At 32.1% G+C, this 23962-nt stretch carries 14 protein-coding genes; 9 read left to right on the forward strand and 5 right to left on the reverse strand.

Going from position 1 to position 23962, the window contains the following annotated elements; all coding sequences use genetic code 11:
- Nucleotides 1–96 precede the first annotated feature (96 nt).
- From FOF46_RS20310 to FOF46_RS32360, 6 genes are all read left to right on the forward strand, one after another.
- Entirely contained in the window at nt 97–1269 is a 1173-nt protein-coding gene (locus tag FOF46_RS20310; protein ID WP_109436931.1) for a FecR family protein, read from the forward strand.
- Between the two features lie 120 nt (nt 1270–1389).
- Nucleotides 1390–5091 (forward strand): SusC/RagA family TonB-linked outer membrane protein, encoded by a 3702-nt coding sequence (locus tag FOF46_RS20315; protein WP_244299683.1) that lies wholly within the window; start codon nt 1390–1392, stop codon nt 5089–5091.
- 12 nt (nt 5092–5103) lie between these two features.
- Entirely contained in the window at nt 5104–6585 is a 1482-nt protein-coding gene (locus FOF46_RS20320; RefSeq protein ID WP_143917702.1) for a RagB/SusD family nutrient uptake outer membrane protein, read from the forward strand.
- Between the two features lie 26 nt (nt 6586–6611).
- Nucleotides 6612–7460 (forward strand): zinc-binding metallopeptidase, encoded by an 849-nt coding sequence (locus tag FOF46_RS20325; RefSeq protein WP_143917703.1) that lies wholly within the window; start codon nt 6612–6614, stop codon nt 7458–7460.
- 13 nt (nt 7461–7473) lie between these two features.
- Complete coding sequence (locus FOF46_RS20330) at nt 7474–8814, forward strand: DUF4302 domain-containing protein (protein ID WP_143917704.1); 1341 nt, start codon at nt 7474–7476, stop codon at nt 8812–8814.
- A gap of 220 nt (nt 8815–9034) precedes the next feature.
- A complete protein-coding gene (locus tag FOF46_RS32360; protein WP_208746801.1) occupies nt 9035–10561 on the forward strand; it encodes a nuclear transport factor 2 family protein in 1527 nt (508 codons plus the stop codon).
- Nucleotides 10562–10660: 99 nt separating this feature from the next.
- Here the strand turns inward: FOF46_RS32360 and FOF46_RS20340 are convergent, their stop codons facing one another.
- From FOF46_RS20340 to FOF46_RS20355, 4 genes are read right to left on the reverse strand one after another with little or no spacing between them, the layout of a single operon-like run.
- Complete coding sequence (locus FOF46_RS20340) at nt 10661–12436, reverse strand: hypothetical protein (protein WP_143917705.1); 1776 nt, start codon at nt 12434–12436, stop codon at nt 10661–10663.
- 50 nt (nt 12437–12486) lie between these two features.
- Complete coding sequence (locus FOF46_RS20345; RefSeq protein ID WP_143917706.1) at nt 12487–13749, reverse strand: DUF4249 domain-containing protein; 1263 nt, start codon at nt 13747–13749, stop codon at nt 12487–12489.
- Nucleotides 13750–13753: 4 nt separating this feature from the next.
- Nucleotides 13754–16522 (reverse strand): TonB-dependent receptor, encoded by a 2769-nt coding sequence (locus tag FOF46_RS20350; RefSeq protein ID WP_143917707.1) that lies wholly within the window; start codon nt 16520–16522, stop codon nt 13754–13756.
- A 4-nt stretch (nt 16523–16526) separates the two neighbouring features.
- Entirely contained in the window at nt 16527–17276 is a 750-nt protein-coding gene (locus FOF46_RS20355; protein ID WP_143917708.1) for a hypothetical protein, read from the reverse strand.
- A 325-nt stretch (nt 17277–17601) separates the two neighbouring features.
- Here FOF46_RS20355 and FOF46_RS20360 point away from each other — a divergent pair, with 325 nt between their 5' ends.
- Both FOF46_RS20360 and FOF46_RS20365 read left to right on the forward strand, forming a co-directional pair.
- Complete coding sequence (locus FOF46_RS20360; protein WP_143917709.1) at nt 17602–19338, forward strand: amidohydrolase family protein; 1737 nt, start codon at nt 17602–17604, stop codon at nt 19336–19338.
- Nucleotides 19339–19418: 80 nt separating this feature from the next.
- Nucleotides 19419–20756 (forward strand): M28 family peptidase, encoded by a 1338-nt coding sequence (locus FOF46_RS20365; RefSeq protein WP_109436940.1) that lies wholly within the window; start codon nt 19419–19421, stop codon nt 20754–20756.
- 37 nt (nt 20757–20793) lie between these two features.
- Here FOF46_RS20365 and FOF46_RS20370 read toward each other — a convergent pair whose 3' ends face one another.
- Nucleotides 20794–21087, reverse strand: a complete 294-nt coding sequence (locus tag FOF46_RS20370; RefSeq protein WP_109436941.1) for a hypothetical protein — start codon at nt 21085–21087, stop codon at nt 20794–20796.
- A gap of 434 nt (nt 21088–21521) precedes the next feature.
- Between FOF46_RS20370 and FOF46_RS20375 the strand changes: the two genes are divergently transcribed.
- Nucleotides 21522–23962 (forward strand): Calx-beta domain-containing protein (locus FOF46_RS20375; protein ID WP_167571899.1); only part of this gene is annotated, 2441 nt, incomplete at its 3' end.

Genomic DNA, 23962 nt, shown 5'->3' on the forward strand with positions numbered 1-23962 from the left:
AACAAAAACTTTACATAAATAATAAAAAAAATAGTTCCAAGAGTAAGGGTTTTTTATTTTTTTGAAGTCTTAACTATAAATAAGCCAATAATTCGCATGAAAAATAATAAGGATTTGGATACAAATCAAATTATAAAATACTTAAATAATGAAATGACTGAGAGTGAAATCATAGAGCTCGAAACGTTATTAAAAGATGAAAAAAATCTTAATTTATTTAAGAAATATATTGTCACCGATCATTATATACAATTGAGTAAAAATGACTTTGATAGTCAAAAAGCTTCTTCACTATTCCAAAAACATATACAAAATACAAAATCTCTTACTAAAACTAACAAAAATAGAAACAATAATTATTTAAAATATGCCGCTGTCTTTATTGGTTTAATATTAGGGGGTACTTTTTTATATAATAAAAACATTTCTAATGAAAATGAGATCATTACCGAAGTAACATTACAACAAGGTGATGGAAGTATTGAGACCTTACAGGATAACGAATTGTTTAAGGAAATTAAAAATGAAGACGGAACCATATTAGCGTTCCAAGAAAAAAACAAAATCGTTTATAATAACGAAGGTAATAATGCTACTTCTGAAGAAAAAGTAGTGATAAACACATTAAGAGTTCCTTACGGAAAAAAAATCCAATTAGTTTTATCAGACGGTACCACTGTTCATGTTAATGCAGGTTCTACTTTAAAATTCCCTTCAAAATTCCTGAGTGGTCAAATACGTGAAGTAGATCTATCAGGAGAAGCCTATTTTGAAGTAGCCAGAAATGAAAAAGATCCTTTTATTGTTTCTACCAATGGCATTAGAACTGAAGTTCTGGGAACAAAGTTTAATGTTTCTTCTTATGCAGATGATTCTTTTTCTGAAGTTGTTTTAGTTGAAGGTAGTGTAGGAGTATTCAAGGACAAAAACAGATTTGATAAGAATACAGATAAGATCTTATCCCCAAATCAAAAAGCTAGTTTATCAAAATCAAGTCAGAGTTTAAACATCTCCAATGTTAAAACAGAAAATTATATCGCTTGGGTAGATGGGATATTATTATTCAAAAGTGAGAGTTTTGAAACTGTAATGAAAAAACTTGAAAGATTTTACGATAAAAAAATAACAATCAACTACCAAAATATTAAAACGGAAAAATTCACTGGTCGCTTTGATGTTGAGAATGTTGAAGATGTATTAAAGACTTTTAAAAGCAATACATTCTTCAATTATCGCATCAAAGGAAATGAAATAATTATTAACCCCTAAAAACAAAATATGGCAAGAAATCAACCATAAAAAATAAAAATCGAGAAATGCTGCAACATCTCTCGATTTTAGAGTAAGCTTAATTTAACAATGGTTCAATCATTAAATCATATTAAAAATATGAAAAAAATTAAACAGAACCGCAAAATTGGTGCGGTAAAATTAATATTTAATTTAAAAATGAGACTAACAGTTCTACTAATTATACTGTCTCTCTTTAGAATAAATGCAAATACATATTCTCAAAACACTAAGATTAGCTTGGATGTAAAAAATTTCACAATTGAGAATGTATTTGATTTGATACAACAAAAAACAGAATTTAAAGTATTTTTTAAAGACGCAGAAGTAAATACCAAACGTAAGATATCTCTTAAAGTATCTAACAAAAGAGTAGAATACATTTTGGATAAAATCTTTAAAAACACTGATGTATCTTACAAAATAATTGATAAACAAATTGTATTAATAAAAAAACTAATTAATACGAATAATGTTCCTAAAAAACCACAAATTGCTTTTGTTAAACCGCAAAAAGGTTTTGAAATTAGTGGGCAAGTAGTTGATCCCGATGGACTACCCGTTCCTGGAACTACAATATCTATTGAAGGTACTACAAGAGGAGTGGTTGCTGATTTTGACGGAAATTTCACAATTCGTGTTTCTGTTGCAGATGTGTTAAAAATCGAAAGTTTAGGTTTCGAAAATCAAACAATCGCAATTACTGATAAAAATAAAACGACTTATAATATTGTACTATCCAAAGGAGTAGAAGGCCTTGAAGAAATTGTAATCACAGGATACCAAAATATTAGAAAAAAATTCTTTACTGGTGCTTCACAATCTTTAAAAGCAGAAGAAATCAAACTTGAAGGTGTTCCTGATATTTCTAGATCATTAGAAGGAAGAGCTGCCGGTGTATCAATACAAAATGTAACAGGTACTTTTGGTGCTACTCCAAGAATAACCATACGAGGGTCTTCTTCTATCTTAGGGGATACAAAACCAATCTGGATTATTGACGGTGCTATACAAGAGGAAATCGTAAATGTATCTTTAAACGATTTAGTATCTGGAGATTCTAGTACATTATTAAGTTCTGCAGTAGCTGGATTAAATGGATCAGACATTGCAAGTATAGAAATATTAAAAGATGCTTCTGCAACAGCACTTTATGGTGCACGAGCGCTAAATGGTGTTGTTGTAATAACTACAAAATCTGGTAAAAGAAATCAAAAAACAAAGGTTAGTTATTCTGCAGAATATGCAGTAAGAGCGAGACCAACTTACGGTCAGTATGATTTACTTAATTCTCAAGAGACTGTTTCTATTTATAGAGAATTAGAATCAAAAGGTTTTTTAAATCTAGCATCCAGCTTGCAAGGTAGATTTGGAGGTATTTATAATCAAATGTATAGAGCAATTAATACATTTAACCCTGAAACAAATTCTTTTGCCCTTACTAATACTCCAGAAGCAAGAGCTAGATTCTTACAACAATATGAATTAGCAAATACGGATTGGTTTAAAACACTTTTTAGAGAAAACTTAACACAAAATCATTCTATAAGTTTCTCTGGTGGTGGTGAAAGCTCATCTCATTATTCATCTATTGGTTACTTTACTGATCCCGGACTTACCATAGCAGATCGTGTACGAAGGCTTACTGGTAATATTAGGAACACATACTATCTGGGAGAAAAATATAAAGTAACTACTCTTATTCAAGGATCATATAGAGATCAAAATGCACCAGGTGCATTTGATAGATTATCTGATGTAGTAAATGGAGGATTTGACAGGGACTTTGACATTAACCCTTTTAGTTATGCACTTAATACTAGTCGTGCGCTTAGACCAAGAGATAACCAAGGTAATCTTGAGTTTTTTAGATATAACTGGGCTCCATTTAACATCTTAAATGAGATTGAGAATAACACCACAGAATTAACCGTTCTTGATTTAAAGATTCAAGGTGAGTTTGAAGCAAAAATTAATGAGAAATTAAAATATAATTTCCTTGGTACTGCAAGATATGCTACTGCTGCAAATGAACATAAAGCTACAGAAAACTCTAACGTTGCGGCTGCTTACAGAGCTAACGAAACAACTATTGTAGAAGATCAAAATACCTTCTTATTTCAAGATCCTGACAGGCCTAACTCCAGACCACAGGTAGTACTTCCTTTTGGTGGTATATACACCAGAAGAGATAATAAAATTATCACTTACAATTTCAGAAACACATTAGATTTCAATACTAATATTAGCGAAAAAAGTGATATTAGAGTATACTTAGGTCAAGAATTTAGGTTTACCAATAGAGAAGAAAGTATTAGTAGAGGGTTTGGTTATCAATTTGATAAAGGTGGAGTTCCTTTCACAGATCCAGATATAATTGATAAGATTATATTAGATGGTGGTGATTATTTTGGTTTAGAACAAACCAGAGAACGCGGAGCTACTTTCTTTGCTACTGCAACCTATGCATTTGATGAAAAATACATCCTAAATGTAACAGGAAACTACGAAGGTTCTAACAGAGCTGGTAAATCTTCTAGCGCAAGATGGTTACCTACCTATAATGTAGGTGCTAAATGGAACATTGATCAAGAACAATTCATTCAGGATATTGATTGGATATCAAAATTAGCTATCCGTCCTAGTTATGGACTTGTTGGTTTACTTGCTGATAATGTAAGTAATAATTTACCCGTTTTTAGAAATGTAGTTACAGATCGATTAAATCCTAATACACGAGAAAATGCAATTAATATTGCTGCATTACAAAACACAGAATTAACCTGGGAAAAGACTTTTGAACTTAATCTTGGATTAGATGCTGGTTTTTTTGACAATAGAATTTCTCTTGTAGCTGATGTGTATTTTAGAAAAGGTGAAGATTTAATTGATGAAATCAGAACTTCTGGTATTGGTGGACAATCAATTAAATTGGCTAACAATGCATCTATGAATACAAATGGAGTAGAATTTCAATTAAACACACAAAATATAGTTACTCCTAACTTTAAATGGGGTACAACTATTAATGTTGCTTATTTTGATCAGGAAATTACTGAGTTACAACAAAGACCTAATGTTTTTGATTTGGTATCATCTACAGGAGGTAACGCAGTTGGTTTTCCTAGAGGGTCATTATTTTCTTTTCAATTTGATAAGTTAGACGAAAGAGGATTACCAACTTATGTTTTTAGTGATGATAGAGATCCTATTTCTGGAGTTGACTTCCAGGAGGTAGAAGACATACAAGATTATCTTAAGTTTGAGGGATCTGTAGAGCCTAATTTAACTGGTGGATTTGCTAACAACTTTACCTATAAGAATTGGGATCTTAGTTTCTTCGTAACTTTTTCTGCCGGAAATAAAATTCGATTAGACCCTTATTACACTTCTACATATAGTGATTTGTCCGTTTTCCCTACAGAGTTTAGAAACAGATGGTTATTCCCTGGAGACGAAAACACAACTAACATTCCTGTGATCCCTTCACGAAGGTTAATTAACGAAGTAGGAACCAATGAAATTGCCCGAGCATATAACGCATATAACTTCTCTACAGAGAGAATTGCTGATGGTGATTTTATTAGAATGAAGAATATTTCTTTATCCTATACTTTCCCAAAAAAGACAATTGATGCAATAGGGTTAAACAACCTTAAGATGACATTTCAGTCAACAAACCCTTTCTTAATATATTCTGACGATAACCTTAACGGACAAGATCCAGAATTTTTCAGAGCAGGTGGTGTTGCTTACCCAATTGCTAAACAATATACTGTATCACTAAATCTTGGATTTTAAAAAGAAATGATTATGAAAAAAACACTTAAATTAGTTGGTATAAGTTTATTAAGTATTTTAATATTCTCTTGTGAAGATTCATTAGACGAAATACCAGATAATAGAACACAGATAGATACTGCAGAGAAAATTGGTGAATTACTTACACTAGCCTATCCTGCCGCAACTTATGCAACTTTTTTGGAGCCAAGAACTGATAATGCAGAAGATAAAGGACCTACCGCCGATGAAATTAGAGTAAATACAGAAATGTTTTTCTGGAGAGATGTAAATGATGTAGATATTGACTTTCCAACTAATTATTGGAATGAAGCTTATGAAGCTATTGCACAAGCCAATCAAGCATTAGCTTCAATAGAAGAATTGGGTGGTGGTAGTGAACTTAACTCTCTAAAAGGTGAAGCTTTAATGGCAAGAGCATATGCTCACTTTATGTTGGTGAATATTTGGTCAAAAACTTATGACCCAACTACTGCGGCTAGTGACCTTGGGATTCCTTATGTTACAGAGCCAGAAGATATAGTGATCAAAGATTACACTAGAGGTACTGTACAAGAAGTCTATGAAAAAATAGAAGCTGATATTATAGCAGGATTACCTCTTGTAACAAATGATTACGACATCCCAAAATTTCATTTTAATAAAGATGCCGCTAATGCCTTTGCTTCAAGATTTTATCTATTCAAAGGAGATTGGGAAAAAGTAATACAATATAGTAATAACGTTCTTGGAGATGCTCCAGCAACCCTTTTAAGAGATTGGAATGGTGCTTATGATGCCTTTACTTTTAGTGAAATTGGTAATGAATACTCTTCAACTACTGATGTTTCAAATTTATTAATTGTATCATCTAACTCTGTATATTTCAGATCTTATGCTAGTGCTCGATACCAATTATCAGCCAGCTTGGCTACTAGTCTTTTCTTTAACAGAACTGAGATTAATAATAAAAGATGGGCGTACCCTGTATTTGGTAATGATTTAGTTTTTAATATCCCTAAATACGTAGAATATTTTAGAACTACCAATGCAGCCGCAGGTATTGGAATTCCTTTTATTAATTCTGTGCTTTTAAGTACAGATGAAGTATTATTAAACAGAGCAGAGGCATACGCTATGTTAGGTCAAACAGATATGGCAGTAATGGACATCAATTCTTTCTTGTCCAAAAAAGTGGATGGATATGATGCTGCAACCGATGTACTAACTATTGATCAAATCAATACTATTTATACTGTTGTCGAAGGTATATACACTCCATTTTATACCATTGAAGCAGACAAATTAGGGTTGATTCATGCATTAGCAGAATTTAGAAGAAGAGAGTTTCATAATGAAGGATTACGTTGGTTTGATATCAGAAGACATAATCTTGAGATTATCCACGAGGATGTTAATGAAAACGAAAGTACACTAAGTAAAACTGATAACAGAAAACAATTACAGATACCTGCAGATGCACTTAGCTTTGGTTTACAGCCAAATCCTAGATAATACTAAATAATTTAAGAACAATAAGTATGAAAGACATAATTAAATATATAACTATAGTTGCCAGCTTATTAGTTATGATAAGCTGCGACAAAGGAGAAAGTGTTGGACCATCTCAAATCAATACTGAAACTCCTGCTTTATCAGAGCTTGACATATGGATAAGAAACAATTTTATCGGGCCTTATAATATAGATATTCAATATAAATGGAACGAAAATGAAGTAGATTTAAATAGATTTTTATATCCTCCAACAGAAGAAAATGTTCAGCCTCTGTTAGAGGTAGTTCAAGCAGTATGGATAGAGCCATATACTCAATTAGGAGGAGAGAATTTTATTAGAAATATCGCTCCAAGACAGTTTACATTAGTTGGTGGTTTTAATTTCAACCAAACTGGAACCATTACTTTAGGTATCGCAGAAGCTGGAACTAAAATCACACTTTTTAATGTTGATCAATTGGATTTATCTGATCTTACATTAACAAGAAGGTATTTCCAAACGATACAGCATGAATATGCTCATATCTTAAATCAAACTAGACCATATAATCCAGATTACGGCAATGTAAACCCTGAAGATTATACTGCTCAATGGTTTAATAGATCTGATGCTGAAGCTAGAGAGTTGGGATATATTACAGCTTATGCCTCATCTGAGGAGCAAGAAGATTTTGCTGAAATGGTGGCAACTATGTTAACTACTTCTAAAACAGAGTTTGATGCCATTGTTGATCTTATTGCAAGTGATGATGCTAAAGCTTTTATTCGAACCAAAGAACAATTTGTTGCTCAATATTTCACCGATGAATTTGGCATCGACATTTATGAATTACAGGAGCTGGTAAATCAAAATACTTTGGATATTATAAACTAATAAAATAACAGAAATGATTATAAAAGCATTAAAAAAAATATGGTTTTTATCGTTACTACTGGTTTTTTTCTCATGTAGTAATGATGATAGCGAAGAGTTATTTAATGAGACTCCAAGTACTAGAATAGACCAAAGAATTAGTGAGTTGCAAAATTTACTATTAGCTTCTCCTGATGGGTATAGAGCTATTTACTTTACAAAAGATGATGAATATGGTGGATTTACTTTTTATATGAAGTTTAATAGTGATGGTACCGTAGAAATGACATCAGATGTAGATAGTGAAACGGCTATTACCTCTAGCAGATATGACGTAAAAATGGGAACCACAACAGAATTAGTGTTTTCTACTCGTAATCATATTCATAAAGTATCCGATAGTAATATTCCAGGACTTATAGGATCTGGGTATGAAGGGAATTCTAATTTTATGTATATCAAAAACGAAGGCGGAAATATTACCTTTATAGAACCTAGAAACGAAGCTGTTATAATTTTTGAACCAGTTAATGCAGGAGACTGGGCTAATGTAAACACCTCTCTAGCGAGAAGATCAAGCCTTTTACCTAGTGTTACCTCTTCGGTTTTTCAAGGGCTTACTATAGAAGATGCTTCTGGAAATAAAAAGGTATACAACATAGATTATGATAGTTTACGTCTTTTTATAAATGCTACAAATCAAGCAGAAGACGGTACTGTTACCGAAATCTCATATGGCATTGCTTATACCACTGATGGACTTGTTGCAAGTCCACCTATAGAAATTGATGGAACTTCTTATGAAACATTTATTTTTAATGAAACTTCAATGTCCTATATTTCAACCGTTGGAGGAAATACAGCTACGATTGGATTCTTAGATGAACCTCCATTTATTACTAATGACGTACTTGATATCGGAGTAGATTTTTCTACCTTTTTGTATCGTCCAAGTTTAGGGGCTAACCCTCTAACGTCACTTGGTTTTGATGCCATAATTGATCAAATAAATACAGGAGTTGCTCCGTTTGGATTGTCCATGTTTGAATTTAGAGTTATTATTGACCTAGAAGGAGCTGACGGAGATACTTTTTTACAAATTCGACTTGTTGATAATACAGGTGCTGGTTTAAATATATTTTATGATATGAGGCCTAGCGTAATGGATAAAAAACTATTCTTTGAATATATAGCTCCTGTTGGAGGTAACTCTATATTTCTAGAATCTCAAATGCAACCATTAATTGACTTCCTTATCAATACTCAAGGATTGTATTATACAACAACAGGTAATTTTCAGACTTTTATCAATACAGCAGGAACATTCGTAAATGCTGATGATACATCTCAACGAGTATACGGGTTATGGCTTTAAATTAAAATTACCCTAGTTGTGGAAAGAATCTCATTTTACAATTAACTATTGACCCCCCAGCAATAGCCTTTCTAACTCAACTTCGAAAACCCAGAATGTAATGTTCTGGGTTTTTTGATTTCTACAATTCCCAATAAAACGTAAGTTCAACACCAACATCACATTAACATATACTTAAGAATAACTTCAATATTTCAATGTATTTTAGAAAACAAAAACAATGAGAAATACAATTGTTCTTCTTACTATATTCATTACATCATCTTTATTTTCTCAAACCGATACAGAAATATATCTATTTGATATTATCAAAAAAGGAGAAACAATTACTCTTGATAATAAAAGAAATATCTCTAATAATGAAGGGTATGATAATCAACCCTCTTTTTTTGATGATACCGTCTTGTTTTCCTCCACAAGAAAAAAGCAAACCGACATAGCAGCTTATCACATAAAAACAGAAAAAATAAATTGGATCACCTCAACCCAAGAAGGAAGTGAGTATTCTCCAACAAAGATTCCTAACAAAGATGAAATTTCTTCTATTCGTTTGGATAGAGATGGTAAACAATTACTTTATCGTTACAATTACAAAACAGGGGAATCCAAAGCTTTATTAGAAGGTCCCAAAGTAGGATATCATACGTGGTATACTCCAGACATCATTGTATCATCTGTACTCGAAGATAATGCAATGTCACTTATAGTATCTAATCTAAACGATGGAAGCAATCATACTCTTCAGAAAAAAGTAGGGAGATCACTTCATAAAATTCCAAATTCTAAACTGATAAGCTATATCAGTAAAGAAAATAAAATCTGGAAAATAAAATCAATTCATCCTATGACAGGAATTACTCAGGAAATTATCAATACAATTCCTGGTGCAGAGGATATGTGTTGGTTACCTGATGGGACTATTTTGATGGGGAAAGGAAATACTATTTTTCAGTTTAATCCAAAAACTGATACCAGGTGGAGTGCATTTCATTCTTTTACCGATAAAGAAATTGGCAATATCACAAGAATTGCAACAAATATTACCGGAAATTTACTAACCGTAGTATCTGATATTTCCCCAGAGCACATTGTTCAAAAACAGGTAAATGCATATAATGCTCGTGATATTGACGCTTTTCTTTCTACCTATTCTGACAATATCTCTATTTATAATTATCCTAATACTATTCGATTTACTGGAAAAGAAGAGATGCGTACCTATTATGAGGAAAAGTTTAAAAAAGAGCCCAATTTACATTGTAAAATAAAACATCGTATTGTATTAGGAAACAAAGTTATCGATGAAGAATATGTCACTTACAAAGACAGAAATGTAAGTGTAGCTGCTATATATGAAGTAGAAAATGGAAAAATCATTAAAGTTACCTTTATTAGACCTCTCTCAGAAACAAATGAGAAAAAGAACCCTGAAAAAATAATCCAAAAGCAACTTGACGCGTACAATGCTAGAGATATCAGTGCTTTTATAGCAACGTATAGTAAAACTATAAAAGTATATAATTTCCCTAATAAGCTTTTATATGAGGGACAGGAAAAGATGAAAAAAAATTATACCGGTTTCTTTGAACAAACACCAGACCTGAATTGTAAAATTAAAAATCGAATTATAATGGGTAATACCATCATTGATGAAGAGTTTTTAACCATTAAGAGTAAAAACTACAGTGCTGTAGCTATTTATGAGATAGAAAATACAAAAATTGCTAAAGTTACTTTTATTCAGTAGGTCATTTTTTTAATACATTCAACAATTTAGATTTAAAGTTGGTATCACCATCTCCTAGTTTATTATTAATATTCATTACATCTGTTAGGGGCTATTTCTCTACTCAACTGAAATATTTTTTTTAATAGAAACTGGTATTCCGTTGGTAGTAAAACCTTCTAGTGAAACTTCGAAATCTCCAACCACATCAGATGTAAAAAACGTAATATTTGTTTTCTTCTTATTTATTGTAAAATTGGGTCTCCATAGTAACTGATATCTATAATCAGGTATACGACTATAGATTTTATCTTTATCGTATTGCTGTCCAAAATATTGTTTATCATCCTGCAAATCGGCTAATACTACAGGTGAATCCGAACTATAATTTAATGCATTAAAAAAATCCTCTTCTATAGTTTTTATAATAATTACTCCATCAAAAACTCTAGTTCCTAAATAATATCGATCTTTAATGTAACCTATACTCTTTATTTTACTGGCACTGTATGCTATAACATCTTCATGGTGTTGTACAATTACATCATCAACAATCAATAATAACGGAAAATTATCCTTTTTCTGCTCTGGATAATTAGTTCTTACACCAAATACAGATTTATTATTATTGTCTTTTTTGATCCATACTCCATCTACTATTTCTAATATTGTTTCTCTAACTGTTTTAAACCTCGTATAATCATCTAGAACATAGGTTTCGATCTCCTTATTTCCATAAAATGGAAGTACAAAATCTGGTTGTTTTATTGTATCTGGTTTTACACTATAAAAGTTAGTTTCAATTTGGTTATGAACACTTCTTTTTTCTATATAATCCTTAAGTGATTTAGAAATCTTAAACTTGTAAAATTCTAAATTTTTATAATCTATCTCAGGTATTTCGTCAATTACTATGTTATAATTTTCTCTTCCTTCTTCAAAAACTTCAATCCATATTTCATTCTTAATATTTCTATTGTTTAAATTAAAAACAAAATTGCCTTCTTTATCTGTTGAAACTATTTTTATATCACTTGATTTCCCTGGCATTGATAACGCTATATTTTGGTTCGAAACAGTAAAAGAAGGTTCCTTTGGAATAATCTTACCATAAATTAACTCTCCACGCATTTCTGGTAAAAAAACCGATGAACCTGGAGATAAATTCAATTTCTTAGAAATATCAGTATATTTATCTAAAAACTCCTTTGAAGTAAATACATTAGCATTTTTAAAAACCTCTTTTCTTCTTACTGAGATTGAAAATGTTCCTCCCTCTAATGATTCATTTTCTATAGCTAATTCTACACGAGTTCTCTTTTTATACGTTTCATAATCAGAAGATAATTTTATAGTGCTTTTTATGTTTGCATCAACCTCCTTATGGCTGGTCTTTTTTAATTCTTTGGCTACCGGGTTTATCAAGGAATCATTTTTGGATAGAATAACGTCCTGATCAACCTGATAAGGGTTTAAGATACTTATATCTCCTTCAAAAAAAGATCCTTCTGTATTGAGCATCCACTGTGTATAACCTATCAATTTATAGTTTCCAGAAGGAATAGATACAGGCACAAAAAAATCTCCTTGTCCCAAACCTTTATCTAGTTTGATTTTATGCTTAAAAACTGACTTTCCTTTTTCATTCACCAAGACCACATATGCGATCTTACTAATAGAGCTTAATAAATTATCATCTGTCGTAAAATTATAAACATTATAATAAAGGTATTCCCCTACAAATAATAAAGAGGTATTATAATGTATAAACATTTTTTCCTGAGGAATCATATGATACCCGGTGACTTCTTCGGGTGTTTCTAATATCGACTGTCGTTGCGCCTGCATACTCAAAACGAAAAGAAATATAATATATACTATTGATCTTATTTTCACAGAGATAATTTTATAATAGTCATTTAAAATTTATGTTTATGTCCTTTAATTTAATCTTCCCAAAAATCAGGAACCTCACTTCTACCAAATGCTGTACAATCTCCACATTCTCTTGGTGTAACAAAAGTAAAACCATCAATTGTTGACTTACACCCCTCTGGCTCGGGAGGACCGTTACTTTCCATAGAGACAAACATATTAGAACGGTCACTTGCAACACGAATCCATCGTCTTTCAAATGCTTCCCTGGTTTCTTCATTTTCTACATCAATAACAGGTAGTATAGCTTGACATCCAAAATCAAATTTGGTTAAGTCACCTATAAAATCATTGCTATCAAAAAAAATGCGCCGTTCTGAGACTGAAGAGACATCAAAAAACCCTAGAACGATTTCGTCTTTGTTATTTTCTGAAATGATATTTCCTTCAATAAACCCAGGTTGTACCTGGGAAAACAGACTCTCAGATTCAGAAAAATCTTTGAGTATTTGATAAAACCCATTTGCTTCTTTTGATTGTACGAACTGCTTTACCAATATACTATAACGATCTACTACTCGTATATCATCAGATGGTAAAAAGTTTAATAAAAATCCAGTAAGTCTATCTTCATTAAAAGCAGTAGTATTTGTTATTATAATAGAATTCGAAAAATTATCAGCATAACATACCCTTCTTCCTTCTGGTCTTTCAATAAAGTCGTATATACAATCTTCTTCTCCGGTAATGATCACTATATCTTGTGGTGACCAAAATGGTGCAGTGATTCTATACGTTTCCTCAAATTTATAACGATAATATTTTGAAGTACTTGTAGGATCAAAAGTATCAACCAGTATCCCTATACCTTCTACTCCTCTAGTATTAGCCATTCTCTTAGGGTACACTCTATCTATTGATATTTCATTAGGTAACATAACCTTTTCTGACACATATGACCTTCCATCAGATGTATTGATAATTAATTGGTATTTTTTATCTGGCATCGCAGCAAATTCCTGTACAGAAAGATACGTTCCTGAAGAAACCTCTTCAAAAAGATATTCTATCCCTGTATTTTCTTCAACTACTTTTATTGTAGCTCCAGACTCAAGAAGCGGTCCATTATCCTCAAACCTAAATGTTCGGGACAATAAAACCTGTTGGCGTTTTACTTCATTAGTTACTGTAGTATTAACGACTAAAATACTTTCAAAATCTTCTGTTTCAAAATCAAACTCTTCTACACATTGAGAAAATAACAGGCAAATGAATATCAAAAATAAAATTTTACCTTTTTCTTTATATCTGATCAATTTATTGGCAAATTTCATCGGTTCAAAATTTAAAATTGTATGTGATTGATGGGACAGGAATCGAGAAAATCGAACTCTGCAATCCTTTAACCTTTCCGTCTTCGGTAACAAAAAATACCGAAAAAGGATTATTTCTACCCAACACATTATAAATAGATATCGTCCAGAAACTATGAGAAAGCTTATTAAGTTTATGATTCCCCTCTATATTAAACCCTAAATCTAATCGGTAATAATCTGGGATTCTAAATTTATTTCGCTCACTAAACACAGAAAAATCAGCCCCATCAAATCTAAAACTCCCAATAGGAAAAGTAACAGGTCGACCTGTTTGATACACAAAATTAGTAGCTAAGCTAAACCGTTTGGTGAATTTATAATTTAAGACCATGCTAAAATCGTGAGGTTTATCAAAGTTAGAAGGAAAAAAATCTCCTCTATTTACTTGTTCTTCTCTAAATTCACTCTCTAACTGAATAAAAGAGCGGGAGTACGTATATCCTAGCCAGCCATAAAGTTTTCCTTTTTGTTTTTTCAATAAAAACTCGACTCCGTAGGCTCTACCCTTACCCTGTAAAACTTCAGTTTCTATATTTTCATTAAGTAAGATTTCTGCACCGGTCTTAAAGTCAAGAATGTTTTTTGAAAATTTATAAAACCCTTCCAAGCTCAATTCGTATGCTCTTTCTCTCATATTTTTATACACTCCAAGTGAATATTGTTGTGAGCTTTGTGGTTTTATATTAAGATCAGAAAGTTTCCAGGTATCTATTGGAGAAACTGTGGTGTTATTGGATAAGGTATTTATAAACTGATAGGTCTTATTGTAAGACGCTTTAATTGATAAATCTTCATTTAATAAGTATCGCCCAGAGATTCTTAACTCAGGACCACCATAAGTTTTAATGACCTCATTTTCATCATAAGAGATAGTTTCTCTAATGGTTTCTAAACTTCTAGGTACTCCTTCTTGAAATACATTTTGAGTAGCTTTTCCTAATGCATTAAATACCGAGTAGCGAATACCGGTATCTAAGGTGAAGTTTTTTGTTATATCTATTTCTGATGCTAGAAAAATAGCAGATTCTAGACCTCGTTCTTCATCTAGTCGTAATGGAGTAATAATAGACTCTGTTCCTGTTGGTTGAATAGAACCTGGATTTACTGTATATAATTTGCTTGAAACCCCATAATCAAATTTTATGTTATCATTATATAGATATTTTAACTGTAGCTTTATATCTTTCTCATCAATACTATATCCAATGTCAAAATCAGTATTCGTATCTCCGTCAAATTCTATGTCAAAATCATACCTGCTATTTGATAACGATAACTTTGCAGCATGTTTATCATTAAATCTATAATTCCATTTCAAAGACAATGCTCTATTATTATATACATATAATGAATCTGAGGTTATACTAAAATCATCTCTGCTTATATATGCTGTCGCTTCTATTTTTGAATTTTCTGAAAAGCGATGATTATATTTTGCGATAATATCATAGAAAGAGGCTTCGCTATTCTTAAGCGATTCTTCATCAAGGGCATCCAAAATCCAATTTGCATATGCTACTCTTCCACCAACCATTAATCCCGATTTACCTTTTATTATTGGAGTTTCTAAAAGAACATTTCCTGTTACTGGACCAATAGAGGCTTCTCCTTTAAACTCTTCAACACTAGCATCCTTTGTAGTTAAATCAAAAACTGACGATAATCGACCTCCATAGGCTGCAGGAATGTTATTCTTATAAATGTTTACATCTCCTAGAGCAAATGGATTAAGTGCAGAGAAAATCCCAAAGAAATGTTGTGGATTATAGATAACTGCATCGTCTAACAGAATCAAGTTTTGATCAGATTTACCTCCTCTTACATTGTACCCCAAAGCACCTTCGCCAGCTGTAGTTATACCCGGCAAGGATGTGGCAACCTTAAGTACATCACGTTCTCCTAAGGCCAAGGGAATATTTTTTGATTCTTTTACATCAATCTTAGTTTTTGTTACTACCTCATCTACATTATTATATGTCTTTGTCTGTAGTACTACTTCATCCAATTGTTCGATTCCTTCGTTAAGTATAATATCATATTGTCCATCATTATACATTATAATACGTTTCCTAACGTTTTCCATTGCCAGAACTTTGACTTCTAAAATATTTAGTCCAGTATTTAGTTCTGTCTCATAAAAACCTTTTGAGTTTGTTGCTACCGCAACTCCATTAAGGTTAATAAAAATATTAGATAAAGGATTTCCTGTCTGTCTATTTTTAACATATCCAGATAGTACAAATTTTTGTTTTGTATTGTCTGCATTAGCTTTTCCTATTCTAATGGTTTCGATTTTATTCTTTTTAGACTTTTTAGCATTCGCAAATACAGAAGATGATGATTTCGTTTTACCTATTGTATTTTCTGTATAGGTTACGATAGAATCTCTCCCAAAAAAACCATCAGGAACTTTATCATATATAATGCTATTGGGAGTTAGAATGATCTTATCATTTTCAATAATAAAAAAATTAATAATTGTGTTTTCAAAAAGACCATTTAAGACATTAATAATCGATTCATTCTTATAATCCCCAGACACATCATTATATTCTTTCAACCAAGAATCAATAAAATAAAAATGATAATCTGTTTGTTCTTCTATCAGATGTATAACAGATAGTACATCTGTATTTTTAAAAGAAAGTGTTAATAAAGAATCTTTTTGTTGCGCCGATATACTTTGAGTTTGTATATACATTAAAAAAATTAGCCCCAAATATTTTTTCATAGTGCTACAACTCTTTATTTAATTGCGAAGGTTGAACAACTTTTTCGAATAGTCTTTTCATAAATCTATCAGGTTCTGATTTTTTTAATATCTTATTAGTGGTATAAAATTGTTTAATTTCTTTTTTTAGTTCGGGGTAAATTTTTACAATATCATATTTAGACTTAACTACATAATACTTCTCATTACAAGATAAAATATATCTATTTGCACTAGTAAACTCATATACCATCCTATCTCCAGTATCTCCTAGTCTTCTATTTCTAACTTTCTTATTACTTTTTAATAAAAACAAATCTTCAGTTTCTAATAGAACCTCATAAAATATAGTATTTAGAATATTTTCTGCCTTCTCTACTTCTCTATCATCAATTCTTATAAATCTCGAACCATCGATAACGAACTCATCAATTTTATCTGGTATTAGTTTTATAACAGAAGCTGTAGAAGAAGATTTTAACTGTACCAAAAGCCTATCTATTTCCAAATTGTATTTCATCTTTATATCATAGTAGGTTTGACCGCTATAAGTAACTGATCCCATAAGCACTTCATCAGAACGAAAAAATGCATGTCTATTATCATATATCCTGTTGACATCAAAATCAAGATACCATTTCCCATTATACAAACCTGTATGCTCTTGACCCAAAACCTGATCAAACCAATTATAATATTTACTTTCTTCTTTAAGTTGCCCAAAAAAAAGAAATGGTACTAGTAAAAAAACAATACTGCTTTTCTTTTTATGCATTTTATATATCCTTATGATTTATTTCACTTATCAAATATTCTGTAAACATATTTTTAAAACTTAATCAGTGAATGTGCTGTAAAATTTATCATAAAGAATATAAATTATAACTAAACATAAATCGTTTTAACATAATAAATATCATTTTCACATTTAACCTTATCAGAATGAAGTTTATTTTTAATTTTGATTCAAATCCCTATCTATAACAAATCCTATTATAAATTTGTTAAGACATCATCATTAATTCTTGGTTTTTATTTAATTTGGAATCTCGCTTGGATAACATTTATTTAATAATCACAAACAGCCACAGGAACCAATTATGAAAAAAAACATAATTACAGTCATTCTATTTACAATTTTAAATATAGTTTCTATTGGAGCACAATCAGTACTTATAGAAAACATTAATATAATTGATGTAGAAACTGGAAAAATCAAAAAACAACAACATATTCATATAGAAAATGAAAAAATAATATCTATTTCTTCTAAAAAAAATATTCCTACAGATGGCACTACAATCATTAATGGTACTGATAAATTTATTATGCCCGGTATGATTGATACTCATATCCATTTTTTTCAAACTGGCGGTTTATATACTAGGCCAGATGCAATTGATCTAAGAAAAGTAGTGTCTTATGAGGATGAAATTCAGTTTGCGAAAGATATTATTACTGATAATTTTAAAAGATATCTAAGATTAGGAATTACTTCAGTAATGGATGTTGGTGGTCCTTTTTACAATTTTAAAATCAGAGATAGTATTGTCAAAAACAACTTATCTCCTAATGTTTTTGTTACTGGTCCTTTGTTCTCTCCTTATCAACCAGAAGCTTTCTCTAAGTTAGAAGATATTCCTATAGAAAAGATTAGTACTTTAGAAGAAGCCAGCGCATTGTTTAACAAAATGCTCCCGTATAAGCCTGATTTCATAAAAATATGGTACATCGTAAATAAGGATAATCCAGCAAAAAAGAATTTCCCTATTGTAAAACATATTGCAGAACTATCTCATAAAAACAATTTAAAACTTGCTATACATGCTACCGATTTAAATACTGCAAAACTTGCTGTTAAAGCTGGAGCAGATATATTAGTTCATAGTGTTAGAGATGAAATAATTGATGATGAATTCGCAAAAATTCTTAAAAAAAATAAAGTAACTTATATACCTACTCTCATAGTTTCTAATAACTATACTAAAACTTTTTTCTCAGAGTTAAGTATGCACCCACAAGATCTCAACTATGCAAATCCAAAAGCATATGCTTCATTATTCGATCTTGAAGGTTTAGATTCAAGATTAATTCCCGAAAGATTTAGAAAAATTAGAGGAAGTGATAAACAAAAGGATGCTATAAGATTACGTTTTAAAAAATTCGATAGTGTTATAGATCTTAACCTTCAAAAATTACAAAAACAACAAATAAATATAGCTACAGGAACAGATGCTGGAAATATAGGGACAATGCATGCATCCTCCTATATCCAAGAAATCGAAGCTATGCAAAAATCAGGGATTACCCCTAATGATATTATTAAAGCATCTACTATAAATGCTGCAAAAGGTTTTGGTTTAGACCATCAAATTGGTTCTGTTACTGAAGGTAAATTGGCAGATTTGGTGATTTTAAATAAGAACCCTTTAGAAAATATTCAAAATTTGAACACTATTCATGAAGTCATTAAAAGCGGTAAAATTCTTAATATTTCAAATTTAATTAAAGAATCTCCTGAACAAGTGGTACAACGACAAGTTAATGCATATAATGCCAGAAATATTGATGCATTCATGGATACATATGCTGATGACATCAAGATTTATAATTTCCCTGATGAAATCTCAATGGAAGGAAAAGAAAAGATGCGTGAACGTTTTAAAGACATGTTTGAAAAAGTCCCTAACCTTTACTGTAATATTAAGAATCGAATCGTATTAGGGAATAAAGTTATAGATCGTGAATATGTAAGGTTCGGAGAAAAGTACTCCAATGTGATTGCTATTTATGAAGTAACAAACGGTAAAATTTCTAAAGTGACTTTTTTAAGATAATAGCTTTCATCATATAAATTTGTTAAGACACATTTATTAATTCCCTGTTTTACCTAAATTAGGCGATCAAATTCACACAAATGAAGACATTTTTTACCTTAAGCTTACTTTTATTATCTACCATTTTAACAGCACAAACCGATCAACGCATCTATGATATCATTACTGCTGTTTCTGCAGATCGAATTGAAACGGATATCAAAAAATTAGCTGATTTTGGCACTCGTAATACATTTAGTGATACCATTTCAAATACCAGAGGTATCGGAGCTGCACGAAGATGGATAAAATCAGAATTCGAAACCATTTCTAAAGATTGTAAAAACTGTTTGGATGTATTTTATCAAAAAGACTTCGTTACTAAAGATATGGGAACCAGAGTACCACATGATGCATGGGTAGTGAATGTAGTGGCTATACAAAAAGGAACAAAATATCCTAATCGTTATATCATCATGAGTGGTGATATAGATTCTCGAGCAAGTGACACCATGGATTTTACAACAGATGCGCCTGGTGCTAATGACAATGCCAGCGGAATGGCAGGAACTATTGAAGCCGCAAGAGTGTTATCCAAATATACATTCGAGAGTAGTATTATTTATGTTGGATTATCAGGAGAAGAACAAGGACTCTTTGGTGGTGGGGGATTAGCAAAATATGCCAAGGATCAAGGATGGGATATTATAGGTATTCTTAACAATGACATGATTGGTAATATCAAAGGAGTAGATGGAGTTATTGACAACAGAGCGTTTAGAATATTTTCTGAACCTACCAATCTTACAGATGATGAAAAGAAAGTTCGTCGTAGACGTTTTTATGGAGGTGAAGTTGATGGCATTTCTCGTCAATTAGCAAGATATGTACATAAAAGTGTAAAAACCTATATGCCAGAAATGAATCCAATGATGATTTATCGATTAGATCGTTTTGGTCGGGGCGGGCATCACAGACCCTTTAATGATTTAGGATATGCCGGAATCAGAATTATGGAAGCCCATGAAAACTATACACAACAACATCAAAATATTAGAGAAGAAAACGGAATCAAATATGGTGATGTGGTAGAACATGTTAATTTTGAATATGCTGCAAAACTTACCGCTGTAAATGCCATTAATCTGGCTGGTCTTGCCTGGGCGCCTCCTGCTCCATCTGAAGTGAAAATTGGAGGTATCGTAGAACCATCTGCAAAATTTAAATGGAAAAAAGTCAACAACCCTAATGTAAAAGGTTATAAAATCTACTGGAGAGATACTACATCCCCTACATGGGATCATAGTCGATTTGTTGGTGATGTGGATAACTTTGTATTGGATGGTATTGTGATCGATAATTTCTTTTTTGGCATCGCCACTGTAGGAAAAAATGGCCATGAGAGCACTGTCGTATTTCCATCAGAAGTTTTTAGATAGCAGAAACATCACATTGCATCAACATAGTATCATAAATTTAGTCAAGAAGGTTAGCTTTCTTGTCAAGAACACCAGCTAAGTCGTCAAGAACGTTAGCTTTCTTGTCAAGAACATCAGCTAAGTCGCCAAGAACGTTAGCTTTCTTGTCAAGAATACCAGCTAAGTCGTCAAGAACGTTAGCTTTCTTGTCAAGAACATCAGCTAAGTTGTCAAGAACGTTAGCTTCTTGGTCAAGACTTCCAACTCTGTTGTTACGAGCCTTGGCTATCTTAGTATAACTGTTAATTTTATAGGGTAAATCCTTAACCGTGTCGGTACAATCCTCAATCATCCAAAAGAAACGATCGAAATTTCCTGAATATCCACTATAAGGAGAATCACTATACCTTAATAAAAATCAACGATAGCATATACTTAAACACCATAAAACATGTCTAATTTAAAAATCCATTCTCATGTGATTTTTAACACAAAATTTAATCTCTAACACCACAAATCACCGACAAAGAACATGTAAAATCGATAAAATGCATTTTTATTTGCTTTTGATATAGAATTTCTTTTTATTTGTAGTGCTTTTTCAAACTACAAAAAACACTAAACCAACGCTATATGAAGAAATAACTACGCTCTTCTTTTATACATAAGATAATTTACAAAATGATAAGGTTACTATTCATCATTGTATAGTATGCCATATGATTTTGCATAGATCAAAATAAAAAAATTACCCCCATAATCTATCACTATCTTAAACATATGCTTATGAAAAAACTACTACTCATTGCTTTTGTTTTCCTGTTGGGAAATCAAATTATTAGTGCCCAAACCACAGAAACAGAACCTAACAATTCTGTGCTTCAATCAGGAGTGCTAACAGTTTCATCAGCAACCACTATTACTGGTGATGTTTGTCTTGCTGGAGGCTGTCCTACTGCTGACCCCTCAGATCATTGGATTATAGCAGATGGCTCCAGTGGTACATTTATGGCAACATGGTCTGATGATGTAGTAGTTACGTTGTTTACTTATGCCACATCAGCAAGAAATACGGCACCTTCTTCGGTTACACTATCTTCGGGAGTTTCCCAAACTCTTTCTACAAGTTCTTTTTATTCTTTGAGTGTACAGTTTAATACAATAGGAGTACTTACCTCCTACTCGGTTGCGCTTTCAGGTAATTCTCTAACTACACCTCCAAGCGTGCCTTCAGTGAATCACGGCCCTCCTATTATTTGTAGTGGTAATTCAGCATTACTCACTTGGACAGGAAATTTAAACGATGCTACAGAATGGCATATATATACAGGAAGTTGTGGAGGCACTGAAATAGACACAACAACTGGTAATTCGGTAATTGTTACCCCTCCAGCATCAGGGTCAATTACATATTTTGTTAGAGGAGAAGGAGGAGGCGTTACACCAGGTGCTTGTGGATCGCATACCATTACTATCACTGCTCGTGAAGATGCTAATTTTAGTTATTCAGCTGCTTCGTATTTACCTGCAGATGCAGATCCAACACCTACTATTACAGGAGTTACAGGAGGAGATTTTACAAGTTCTCCAAGTGGATTATCTATCGATATGAATACTGGAACAATAGATGTGTCTGCAAGTACACCGGGGATGTATACAGTTACGTATGAAACCCCAGGACTTTGCAGTGGTACTGAAGATAGAAATATTACTATTACTGACCCTAATGCCAATCCAATCATTCAAATAGGTACAGATACTAATAGTTCTGCGGGCAATACAATTACTCCCTGGACTACATTTTTTGAAGATGGGAGACGCCAATATTTAATTACAGCATCAGAATTATTAGCACTGGGGTTATCTAATGGAGATCAACTATATGGTTTAGCATTTAATGTAATTTCAGATGTAACCCCTAGTAGTGCAGTAACTATTTCGCTGAAATCCACTACCGATACTGAATTTTCTACATTTGCATTTGATAATACAGGTTTTACAGAAGTATTTAATGGAAATCACGACCCTAATCCGGGTTGGGACTTTATGTTTTTCGATACTCCATATACGTATGATGGTAATGGTATTATTATCAATTTTTGTTTTAACAACACTACATTTATTGGTAATTCATCAGTACAATATTCGACAACAACCGGTAATTCAAATAGATATTCATATACAGATAATACAGATGGGTGTACTTTAAGTTCTTTTGGTTCCAATACAAATAGAGCTAATATACAATTTAGCACTGTGCCTGATATAATAGACCCAAGTTTTGTAAGTATCACAAGACAAACCCCTGTAACAAACCCTACCAATGCAGATGGGCTTGTGTTTAGAGCCATCTTTAATGAACCTGTTCAATTTGTAGATGCAGCAGATTTTGATGTAACAGGAACTACCACAAGTATTTCTAATGTATCAGGTTCAGGAACAACATATGATATTACAGTCTCTGGTGTTGGCGATCTTGCAAACCTTAATGGGACTGTAGGGATAAACTTATCTTCAGGACAAAATATTCAAGATTTAGGAGGAAATGCTTTACCAAATTCTGAACCCGCTACTGATCAAACATATACATTAGATAATGAAGCCCCAACTGGATACAGTGTAACAATAGATCAATCACCTATTAATACAGGTACTAATGACAATGCAGTGAGTTTCACTTTTGCAGGTGCAGAAGTGGGTGCAACGTATAATTACTCATTTAGCAGTAGCGGAGGAGCTGGTATAGTTACAAATATCGGCGCTATTGCAACTGCTACAGATCAGATTACAGGGATTGATTTAAGTGGATTAGCCGATGGAACAATTACATTAAGTGTTACACTAAACGATATGGCTGGAAATACCGGTACTGCAGCAACAGATACAGAGACTAAAAATACAATTATTAGAGTATCTGTAAATGATCCATCAATAGCTGAGGGAAATGCTGGTACTACTACCTTGCAATTTACAGTAAATTTGGATGCCCCTGCTCCTGCTGGAGGAGCTACAGTAGATTATGCAACTTCAAACGGATCTGCGACAGCTGGTTCTGATTATACAGCCATTAGCACGACAACGCTCTCCTTTCTCGCTGGAGAATCCAGTAAAACAGTAGATATTACCATTACAGGTGATCAAACCGTTGAAATAGATGAAACACTTACACTAACCTTATCGAATCCAACAGGTACAAATGTCATTATAGGAGACAGTACTGGTACTGG

This window comes from Aquimarina algiphila, assembly GCF_007489275.1.
Lineage (GTDB): Bacteria > Bacteroidota > Bacteroidia > Flavobacteriales > Flavobacteriaceae > Aquimarina > Aquimarina algiphila.

Coding starts and splice junctions, on each gene's coding strand:
- FOF46_RS20330 (WP_143917704.1), top strand. CDS start 7,474: ATGATTATAAAAGCATTAAAAAAAATATGGTTTTTATCGTTACTACTG.
- FOF46_RS32360 (WP_208746801.1), top strand. CDS start 9,035: ATGAGAAATACAATTGTTCTTCTTACTATATTCATTACATCATCTTTA.
- FOF46_RS20355 (WP_143917708.1), bottom strand. CDS start 17,276: ATGCATAAAAAGAAAAGCAGTATTGTTTTTTTACTAGTACCATTTCTT.
- FOF46_RS20345 (WP_143917706.1), bottom strand. CDS start 13,749: ATGAAATTTGCCAATAAATTGATCAGATATAAAGAAAAAGGTAAAATT.
- FOF46_RS20325 (WP_143917703.1), top strand. CDS start 6,612: ATGAAAGACATAATTAAATATATAACTATAGTTGCCAGCTTATTAGTT.
- FOF46_RS20350 (WP_143917707.1), bottom strand. CDS start 16,522: ATGAAAAAATATTTGGGGCTAATTTTTTTAATGTATATACAAACTCAA.
- FOF46_RS20365 (WP_109436940.1), top strand. CDS start 19,419: ATGAAGACATTTTTTACCTTAAGCTTACTTTTATTATCTACCATTTTA.
- FOF46_RS20315 (WP_244299683.1), top strand. CDS start 1,390: ATGAAAAAAATTAAACAGAACCGCAAAATTGGTGCGGTAAAATTAATA.
- FOF46_RS20310 (WP_109436931.1), top strand. CDS start 97: ATGAAAAATAATAAGGATTTGGATACAAATCAAATTATAAAATACTTA.
- FOF46_RS20370 (WP_109436941.1), bottom strand. CDS start 21,087: ATGATTGAGGATTGTACCGACACGGTTAAGGATTTACCCTATAAAATT.
- FOF46_RS20360 (WP_143917709.1), top strand. CDS start 17,602: ATGAAAAAAAACATAATTACAGTCATTCTATTTACAATTTTAAATATA.
- FOF46_RS20320 (WP_143917702.1), top strand. CDS start 5,104: ATGAAAAAAACACTTAAATTAGTTGGTATAAGTTTATTAAGTATTTTA.